The sequence below is a fragment of the Microbacterium sp. 5K110 genome (assembly GCF_005774735.1).
Taxonomy (GTDB): domain Bacteria; phylum Actinomycetota; class Actinomycetes; order Actinomycetales; family Microbacteriaceae; genus Microbacterium.
The window spans coordinates 1-7253 of the sequence record NZ_VBUM01000124.1 but is presented as its reverse complement, the minus strand read 5'-3'; the positions used below and the strand labels follow the sequence as shown (position 1 = coordinate 7253).

Sequence of the window (7253 nt, the reverse complement as noted above, 5' to 3'; positions counted from 1 at the left end):
GGCGGGCCCGGTGCGGGCGCGTGACGAAGGGAAGGTCGGCGACCTCGGGGCGCTGCACGCTCGCGAGGTACGTCACCGGCCCGGCCAGCAGCGCGTCGGGGTGCGCGGTGGCGGCGTCGATGTACCGCGCGACGAGGTCGGCCCCCGGCAAGCAGTCCACGTCGAGGAAGACCAGCAGCTCGGCGCCCGCGGCGATCGCGGCCGCGGCGGCGGTGTTGCGTCCCGCCCCCACCCGCAGCCCGTGCGGGCCGGGCGGTACGTGCCGCGTCTGCGTCCCGGCATCCGGGATGCCGGTGGGCGGCGCCGCGTCGAGCCACACCTCCACGCGCTCCACGTCGGGCGCGACCTCCGCCAGCACGGCGCGCTGACGCTCGAGGTGTTCGCGTCGGGCGTCCGAGGCGACGGTGAGGACAGCGATCCTCACGGCAGCATCGCCTCGACGGCTTCGGCCGCGCGTTCGGCGGCACCGGCCACCTGCCACCGCGACCAGTCCGGTTCGTCGCCCGCGGCCGCCTCGACGAGCGCCACGACACCGGCGGCATCGACGCCCTCGGGGGCGACGCGGGCGAGGTTCCACCGGTGCAGCGCGCACGCGGTGTGGCGCTGCTCGTCGAAGGGGCGGTCCTGGGCGACGACGACCGCGCGCGCCCCCGCTGCGGCGAGGTCGGCGACGCTGTTCTGGCCCGCGGCGCTGACCACGACGGTGTGCGAGGTCAGCAGCGGCCAGGGGTCGTCGACCCGCGAAGCGGCGTCGTGACCGATCGCGCGTGTGCGCCACCCCGCGGCGGCGAGCTGCTGCTCCGCCGCGCGGCGCACGTCGTCGTCGAGCGCACGACCGAGGAAGAGCACGGAACGCTCGGCGTCCGCGGCATCCGCGACCCGCCCGTCGTGTCGCGAGATTCCGCCGGTCCACACCACCCGGTCGGTCCGCGGCGAGAGGGCGCCGGCCGGAACGGCACCGTGCGCCCACGGGGCGAGGATGCGGTCCGCCAGGTCGTAGGCGAGGGAATGCGCCGGGTCGGTGCGCTCGCCGGGCTGCGTCACCGCGACCGTGCGCAGACCCAGGAGCCGCGTGAACGCCACCACCTCGGCGCTCACGTCGGTGACGAACACCCGCAGATCCTCGGCGTGCGCCGCGATGCGCGCGAGCCGGGCGCGATGCCCGGGATGGTCGTGCGGTGCCCAGTGCAGCGCGCCGCGCACGGTCGGGTCGGCGTCGCGGGGGTTGCACACGGTGCCGTCCGCGCGTTCGACGGTGTCGGCGTCGCCCGGCAGCACGATCCACTCGACACCGCCGTCCAGCCCGTCGGGCCGGGGGAGCGACGAGAACACCCGCACCCGCGCGCGCAGGTGCGGCTGCACGGCGCGGAACCGCGCGACGTGACCGTAGCCGTGGTGGTGCACGTACCAGCCGATCACCACGACACCGCCGGGACGGAGCGCGGGGCGACCTGCTGCGCGGTGTGGGTCAGCACGCGCTCGATCTCGCGGTAGCGGCGACTCAGCGCGTGCTCGCGCACCGCTGCGCGGCGCGTCCACACGCGGATCAGGGGTTCCCGCTCGCCCTGCCGGGCAAGGTCACGCGCAGCGTGCGCGAGGGCGGTGACATCGCCGGGCATGACCGCGGCCGTGCCGGGCATGCCGGCCAGCACCTCCGATACCCCGCCGATGTCGAAGGCGGCGACCGGCGTACCGGTGGCCAGGGCCTCGGCGATGACGAGTCCGAACGGTTCCTCCCACATCGGCGTCACGAGGGCGACCGCCGATTCGCCGACCAAGCGGCACAGGGCATCCTGGTGCAGGGCCCCGACGTACCGCGCGTGCGGGCCCAACCGCGGGGCGACCTCTTGCTGGAAGTAGTCGACGTCGCCGATCCGCCCCGCCACGACGATCTCGGCACCCGCGGTCCGCGCCGCCTCGATCGCGAGGTGCGGTGCCTTCTCGGGGACGAGGCGTCCCGACCAGACCCATCGGCGTCCCCCGGGCCCGCGGACCCAGCGATCGGTGTCGACGCCGTTGGGGAAGACGAACGAATCCACGCCCTCCGCCGACCACGCGCGTGCGGTCGCCTGGCTCACCGCGACGAAACGGTGCGCGCTTCCGCGGGCGTATGCGGCCGCTTCGAGCAGCGGTTCGAGCGGGGGCGTGTGCAGGGTCGTCACGACCGGGATGTCGGCATCCCGGCTCCACCGGATCGGGGCGGGATGCAGGCTGTGGTTGTCGATGACGTCGAAGCGGTGCCGCTCGGCACGCAGACGATCGAACGCGGCCTCGTGGGCGGCCTCCGTCGCCGCCGCGTACCCGGCCGGGTACTGGGTGTCCGAGGCGTCCTCGACCCGCGACCATTCGGGTGCGGGCAGCGCGAACTCCGGGGCGTCGCCGAGGAAGTCCGAGCCCTCCGCGGCGCACAGCGTGACCTCGTGCCCGCGGGCGCGCAGCCAGCTGACGCGGTCCCACACCGTGGCCTCCAGGCCGCCCGCGTGGGGTTGGCGCAGGGGATAGCGCGAGGGCGCCACCACGAGCACGCGCATCTGTCGCAGCCCCCGGATCACGCCGCGCTCTCCGTCCGCAACGACCGGCGGTACAGCGCGACGTGGGCCTGGCGCACCCGCTCGCGCTCCTCCCGACGCTCTGTCCGACGCCGGGCGACCTCGGCGGCGCGCGCCGCGGATCCCGGGACGGACCACGCCGGGGCCGTGGCATCCACGATCGCCCGCTCGAGCGACACCGGGTCGCCGAGACCGTACGTATGGAAGTCGCCGGGGTGCTGGGAGCCGACGTGGCCGACGCGGGTGCCGGCGACGGGGACGGCGAGGTCGTAGCAGAGCTCGGCCCACCCCGAGTGGGTGCCGTGCGTGTACGGCAGCAGGCACACGTCGAGGTCGGCGATCCAGGCGGCGAGGGCGTCGTCGTCGAGCCGCGCCGCCCGCTCGAGGCGCACGCCGTCGGCGGTGCGGGCGAGGGCGTCGATGGATGCCGCGGCGTCGGCGTCGCGCACGTTCTCGTTCATGCGCACCACGGCTTCGACAGCCGCTCCTTGCGCGCGGAGGTCGGCGACGGCGCGCACGAGGGTCGCCGTCATGGCGACGCCGTCGATGTTGGGCCGGAGGTCGCGCAGGTGCACGCCGACGCGCGTCGCGGTCGAGGGGCGCCCGAAGGGCAACGCGCCGTCCTCGACGAGAGTGGGGTGCGCGATGACGTCGCTCGCGCGTCCATAGTCGCGTTCCACCTCGGCCGCGGTCGAGGGAGTCAGGGTGATCAGCTCGTCCGCACCCGCGATGAGCACCGCGAGGGCCGCGCGATGCGCGTCCTGGGCGCTCAGCTGGGGGTTCTCGAGGTCGTGCACCGTGTAGACGAGCGGGAGCCCGAGGCGCTGCAGGGTGTCCACGGTCGCGGCGAGGTCGTCGGCGGAATACGACTCGCTGCCGAAGTGCAGGTGCACGAGGTCGATCTCGCCCGCGTGCGCCTCGAGCCAGGCCGGCAGCAGCACTTGCGGCGGCCACCACTGACCGGGGGCCGCACCGGGCACCGGGGGATCGGGGCGCAGGTCTACGGAGCGTTCGTCGGTCACGGCGCGCACGTACGGGTGGCTCGCGGGCACGGCGGCGACGCGGATACGGCGAGAGGGGACGGTGTTTATCGGGGGCCTCCTGGCGGGCGGGCGGTGGTGACGCGTATCGCATCGACACGGGCATCGCAAGGCAACCGGGCGGTTGGGGAGACGAGAGCACCGACGGCGTACCTTCACATCATGCGTGGCAGTGAGGACGGGTCGACAAGCCTTGCGGACGACGCCGCGGCGGTGATAGCGCGTCGACGGCACTACGCCGAGTTCTTCGGCGATGCCGTTCCGCCGTCCGGTTACGGCGTCGTCGTGGGCAACTGCCAGGCGGAGTCGATCCGGCTCGTCGTCTCGAGCGGCGACCACCCGGCCGTCCGAATCCCCGCCGTGCACGAGATGGATGCCGCCGACGCGGAGCGTCTGCACCGCTTGCTGGCCGGAGCGGCCTTTCTGGTCGTGCAGCCGATCCGCGACGACTATCGAGGGCTGCCCCTCGGCACCGCCCAGCTGCGGGAGGTCCTCCCCGACGGCGCGCGGACGGTCGTCGTGCCGTCGCTGCGCTACGGCGGTCTGCACCCCTTCCAGGCGGCGATCCGCGTTCCCGGCGTCGACGAGGATCCGCCCCTCGTCGCGTATCACGACGTCCGGCTGATCGCCGAGGCCGCGGGACTCCCCGTCGCGGCCGGCCTTCCCCCGGAGGTCGTGCGCGCCGTCGCCGCGGACTCCGTGTCCGAGCTGCGGCGCCGCGAGGGCCTCGGCGTCGATGTCGTGGCATCCGATCTCTACGCCCCGGTCGTCGCCGATCTGGCCCGCACGGTCAACCACCCGGGCAACGCCGTCTTCCTGCCGCTCGGGGAGCGGGTCGTCGCCGCGCTCGGTGCCCCCGGGACCGCGGTCGACCCGGGCCGTCCGATCCTCGCCGGTGTGCAGGCCCCGCTCGAACCGTGGGTCGTGGACGCGTGGGACCTGGATGCCGAGCCCCGACGCGACTGGATCGTCGGCGGCGAGCGGGTCGAGGCCGAGGTCGTCGCCGAGGCGCATCGCCGGTGGTACGCCGCGCACCCCGGGTTCGTCGCGGCGGCGGTGGAGCGTCTCGCACCGCTCGTGCGCCGGTGGCGAGCCGCATGAGCGTGGTGCCTGTCCTGCTCACGCCCCCGGGCCCGCACGGTGTCGCCGCGTACGCCCGCGCGGTCGCGGCCGAGGTGCGTGCGCTGGACCCGTCGGTGCGGACGCTCACGCCCGACGCGCTGCCCGCGCTCACCGCCGGGACGCCGCTGCATGTCCACGTCACCGACAAGATGTGGGGCGCCTCGCCCGAGGAGGCGACCGAGCGGCTGACAGCCCTGGCCCGGCGGCATCCGCTCACGGTCACCTTGCACGACGTGCCGCAGGCCTCGGACGGGGAGCGCAACCGCCCGCGCCGCCGCGCGTTCTACGCCGCCGTCGCCCGGGCCGCGCACGCCGTCGCCGTGAACAGCGCCCACGAGCGAGCGCTGCTGGCCGAAGAGGACGTGTGGCACGGGCCGGTCGAGGTCGTGCCGCTCCCCGCGGAATCCCCCGCCGCGACCGACCGCCCCCGTCCCGACGGCGCCGTGGGGGTGCTCGGCTACTTCTACCCGGGCAAGGGCCACGACGAGGCGCTCGCCGCCACCGTGGCCGCGGGCGTCGGGCGCCTCACGGTGCTGGGGCGAGCGTCGGAGGGACACGCCGCCGACCTCGACGCGTTCGTGCGCCGCGCCGCCGACGTCGGGGTCGACGTCGAGGTCACCGGTTGGCTCGACGATGCCGAGATGGCAGAGCGCGCCCGCGCCGTCGCGGTGCCGGTGATCGCGCACCGGCACGTCTCGGCGTCGGGGTCGCTGACCTCGTGGATCGGCTGGGGCCGCCGGCCGCTGGCCGTGCGCAACCGCTACGTCGACGAGATGGACGCCCTGCGACCGGGAACCCTGCGCCCCGTCGAGCCCGACGAGCTCGCCGCCGCCGTGGGCGAATCCCTCGGGGATCCGGTTGCCACGTGGCACGGCATCCATCCCGTCCCCGTCGGCCCCGCCGACGTCGCCCGCGCGTACCTGGGCTGGTGGGCGGCGCTGCCCGCCCCCGACGCCCCGTGGGTCGTGGGCAACCGGTGGGACCTCGTCGCGGAACGGGAACCGGAGCCGCCGCGCGTGAGCGTCGTCGTCACGCACTACGACCAGCCCGAGGAGCTCGCCCGCACTCTCGCGGCGCTGCGCGCGCAGGACCACCCCGCCGATCGGCTCGAGATCGTGGTCGCCGACGACGGTTCGCCCGAGGCGCCGGTCGTCCCCGAGGGGGTGCGGCTCGTCCGCCAGGCCGACCGCGGTTTCCGCGCCGCCGCCGCGCGCAACCTCGGCGTCGCCGCGAGCACCGGCGACGTCCTGTGCTTCCTGGATGCCGACACGACCCCCGAACCGGGATACGTGCGGGCCCTCGCGCGCTTGCCGGCGCTGCTGCCCGAGGCCGTGACCGTGGGGCGGCGACGGCACGCCGACCTCGCCGGTCTCGGCCCGGAGGTGCCCGTCGCCGACGCGGGACCGCCGCGCGAGCTGCCCGAACCGGCGTGGCTGCGCGAGGAGTACGCGCGCACCGGCGACCTCTTGCGCGCCGACGACCGCTCGTACCGTTTCGTGATCGGGGCGGTCTCGGCGTGCTCCCGCCGCCTCTTCGACGAGGTCGGCGGCTTCGACGAGTCGTATACGGAGTACGGCGGCGAGGACTGGGAGTGGGTGCATCGGGCGTGGCAGGCCGGGGCCGTGCTCGCCCACGTTCCCGCGGCGGTGGCGTGGCACGACGGCCCCGACTGGTCGGGTCGCGACGTCGACCGGGTCCGCGAGGGCAACCGCCAGACGCTGCGTCTCTCGGTCGACATCCCCGTGGCGGGCTCGGCCGGGCGGGGGCTGCTCCCCGCCGCGCCCGATCTCGTCGTGCACCTCGCCGGGGAGCACCCCGAGGCGGCGATCTTCCTCACGGTCGACTCCGTGCTCGCGGCTTTCCCCCGTGCCGTCGTCGTGCTCGACGCCCCGCCGTCGACCCCCGCCCTCGCCGCCGATCCCCGCGTGCGCTCCGGCGCGATCCCCGACGCGCGCGTCGTGTGGCGCCTCGACCGTCCGGTGCTCGTGGAGGACGCCGCCGGGCTGAGCGAGCGCCTCGCCGCGCTCGGTCAGGGCGAGGAGGGCCGGCTCGACGTGCACGCCGCGGACGGCGCACGGATCGGTGCCGCGGTCGCGCGTCGCGCCCGTCGCCGCGCGGAGCGCTGGGGTGCCGCCGTCGGTTTCACGACCGGCGAGATCGTGGCATCCGGGGTCCACGTCCTCCGCGACGAGCCGCACCTGGAGTCCTGGGTGGGCGGCTGGGGCGGCGTCGACCGCTGGACATGAACGGTCATGGTGTAGATGTGGAAGCGGCCGGCATCGTCGCCGCGTCGCCCCACCCGATCGGAGCCCCCCGGTGAAGCCCGTCCTGTTGCCGCCCCGTCCCGTGCAGCACTTCTATCGCGGAGGCGACCGCATCGCCGCGCTCCGCGGAATCGAGCCCGAGACCGACCGCCAGCCCGAGGAGTGGCTCGCCTCGACCGTGTCGCGCTTCGGCTCGGACGACGTCGGTCTCGCCGTCACCGACGACGGGGCGTACCTCCGCGACCTCGTGGGCGCGGACCGCGCCGCGTGGGTGGGGG

General features: G+C 75.5%; 5 protein-coding genes and 2 pseudogenes. 3 read left to right on the top strand and 4 right to left on the bottom strand.

Annotation, left to right across the window (positions count from 1 at the left end):
* The 4 genes and pseudogenes from FE256_RS17090 to FE256_RS17075 all read right to left on the bottom strand — a co-directional run.
* Positions 1–424: pseudogene (locus FE256_RS17090) on the bottom strand (glycosyltransferase family 2 protein); the annotation flags it as partial.
* Positions 421–1419, bottom strand: a complete 999-nt coding sequence (locus tag FE256_RS17085) for a glycosyltransferase (protein ID WP_252371076.1) — start codon at positions 1417–1419, stop codon at positions 421–423. The pseudogene FE256_RS17090 and the gene FE256_RS17085, both read right to left, overlap by 4 nt.
* On the bottom strand, positions 1416–2552 hold the full coding sequence (locus tag FE256_RS17080) for a glycosyltransferase (RefSeq protein WP_138178036.1): 1137 nt from the start codon (positions 2550–2552) through the stop codon (positions 1416–1418). The genes FE256_RS17085 and FE256_RS17080 overlap by 4 nt, the downstream gene beginning before the upstream one ends.
* The gene (locus tag FE256_RS17075) at positions 2549–3571 is read right to left on the bottom strand and encodes a glycosyltransferase (RefSeq protein ID WP_171024400.1); all 1023 of its coding nucleotides are present in this window, start codon (positions 3569–3571) and stop codon (positions 2549–2551) included. Before FE256_RS17075 ends, FE256_RS17080 begins: the two co-directional genes overlap by 4 nt.
* A gap of 180 nt (positions 3572–3751) precedes the next feature.
* Here FE256_RS17075 and FE256_RS17070 point away from each other — a divergent pair, with 180 nt between their 5' ends.
* From FE256_RS17070 to FE256_RS17060, 3 genes and pseudogenes are all read left to right on the top strand, one after another.
* Positions 3752–4690 (top strand): WcbI family polysaccharide biosynthesis putative acetyltransferase, encoded by a 939-nt coding sequence (locus FE256_RS17070; RefSeq protein WP_138178032.1) that lies wholly within the window; start codon positions 3752–3754, stop codon positions 4688–4690.
* Positions 4687–6957 (top strand): glycosyltransferase family 2 protein, encoded by a 2271-nt coding sequence (locus tag FE256_RS18535; RefSeq protein ID WP_252371075.1) that lies wholly within the window; start codon positions 4687–4689, stop codon positions 6955–6957. Before FE256_RS17070 ends, FE256_RS18535 begins: the two co-directional genes overlap by 4 nt.
* A 70-nt stretch (positions 6958–7027) precedes the next feature.
* Positions 7028–7253 (top strand): annotated as a pseudogene (locus tag FE256_RS17060) (class I mannose-6-phosphate isomerase); the annotation flags it as partial.